Annotated in this window: 2 protein-coding genes; both read right to left on the minus strand. The window is 61.9% G+C overall.

From position 1 onward, the window contains the following. Window positions 1-300 (minus strand): response regulator (locus BG61_RS38245; protein ID WP_035943527.1); only part of this gene is annotated, 300 nt, incomplete at its 3' end. A 306-nt stretch (window positions 301-606) separates the two neighbouring features. After that, complete coding sequence (locus tag BG61_RS38250) at window positions 607-1,350, minus strand: OBAP family protein (RefSeq protein WP_233469269.1); 744 nt, start codon at window positions 1,348-1,350, stop codon at window positions 607-609. Window positions 1,351-2,046 lie beyond the last annotated feature (696 nt).

Genomic DNA, 2,046 nt, shown 5'->3' on the forward strand with positions numbered 1-2,046 from the left:
GAACGGCTTTCGCAAGAACGCTTTGCCAAGTATTTCAGCAGGCGGCACTGCCGCCGACATGAACACGAACGGAATTTCCTTCAACGAAGGGATGCCCTGAAAGCAGCGATAGAGTTGCGCCCCATCCATGACCGGCATCATCCAATCCGAGATGACGAGTTGCGGAGTGCGGGCTGAGGCGGCCTCAAGCGCCTCTGCACCGTTCCTAGTTGCTATCACGCGATATCCCTGAGCAACCAGAAGCAACTCGAGGACGACGAGAATGTCCGGTTCGTCGTCAACTAGCAGAATGGTGCTCATGGTGAAGTCCGTCTCTGTTGTCCACTACTCGACAGCAACGACCATTCCAATGACTCGTTTCGCACCGACGTCGGGGCAAGCCCAGACACCGGTAACGCGTCAGAAGCGGCGAAATGGCGCCACGCCTTTTACGTGGATCGCTGAAACATGCATGCGGAGCGACGGCCGGAATGCTGGAGCCCTGGCTCGAACCGCCCGGCCTTGCGGCAGCACCGGGTGTCGCCGGCCACCCGGTGCTGCCTAAACGCCGGAGCGGCCACGGTCTGATTGAAGCCCGCCCGATCCATGACTCATGCACAGCCGCTGTCAGTCTCGCCGCTTGAATTCCACTTCCTCGATCCGCGTCTGTACCGCATGGCCGGCTTCCCACGCATTGGCGCCCGGCGCGACATCGGGCATGGGAATGTCATAGCGCTTATGGCGACGCTCCTCGGTCGAGATGCCGAGTCTGCGATCGCGCGCATCCACTGCCAACGGATCGATCTGGCCGTCCTGCGTGAATCCCATCATCAGTTGCGGCGCGCCGTAAGGGAAATCGTCCCGGTCGTATTGCCAGTTATGAAAGGTCTTTCCGTAAGTGGTGACGAGGTCCTTGAAATAGGCTCGCTCCGCCAGTTCGGGAATACCCGGCGCAACAAGCAGACCGGATTTCACTTCGTAATGGTGGCTGTGCCAAAGCCGCTTTTCATCGTCCGGCAACTGAAGAAATCGTTCTCCCGGAATGATGTATTCGATGCCGATCCGCCTCGCATCCGGGCGGTTCGAATCGAAGATCACGCATTGGTGAAGATCGTGGCGCAAGTGGATGCAGAAGTGCGTCGCTTCCACCTGGCGTCCCATGTCATCGGCGTACATGTGAAAGCCGTTGAGATAGGTACTCATCGCGGCAAGCGGGTATTTGGGCTGCATCGTAGCGGCGGCGACATCGAGAACGCGGTGCTTCAGCGAATGCCCACCACCGACGCTCACAATGCCAAGCGATTTTCTTGTCAACAGCAACGCGGCCGTCGCAGATGCACCCGCCGCGATGCCTACGAGGAGCGTGCGCAAACCACCCTCCCAACAATGCGGACATGTCACGTTGTTTGTCGCCATCGCTTTACCTCATTGGGCTTTCTCTGCCCGGAAATTCCAGCGGGTTTTGCGAATTTCGTCGATACGCCCCATCCGCGCTACTAGCGGCTCGGTACCGCGCGGCGTACCCGCCAGCGACGGGTTCGCTGCGTCAGGGCACGAATTTGATGCCTCCCAGAGCGCTCGCATTGGTCATACCCGCACTTTCGTGCTGAAAGGACGCGCCGCGCGGCCGCGTTTTGGACCTGCGCTGCGCGCGCCCGTGAAATCTTCTTTGCCTAAAGCGGTCTCGTCCGGCGGGCGCCCTCCGCCGGAAGGAACGATCCGCCGGCTTGGGGCTTCGCTGGCGGCAATTGAAACCTGTGCTGCGGGGACGACGCTTCGAAGCCCCGCCGGCTGTTCGGCGTTAAACCGCTGACGCGAGTGCGCCGCGTGGCGAATGGCTGCGCGGCGCTCCAGTGCCTCAGAGGGCGATTTGAAGGCTCGCAGGCGCCCACCTTCGGCACGGTCTTGTGGAACCCTGAACGCGTCGGCTAGCGGCGGCGTCTTGGCGGGCAGCGCCCTGGCAGCAGCGCGCGAATCCCCGACGGGCGCTACGGAGCGGCCGTCGCGGCGCTCAGTCGTCCATCGGCCCGCGGAGCGTCGCCGATCGCCCCCTGTGAACCAATGCGG

This window comes from Caballeronia glathei, assembly GCF_000698595.1.
Taxonomy (GTDB): domain Bacteria; phylum Pseudomonadota; class Gammaproteobacteria; order Burkholderiales; family Burkholderiaceae; genus Caballeronia; species Caballeronia glathei.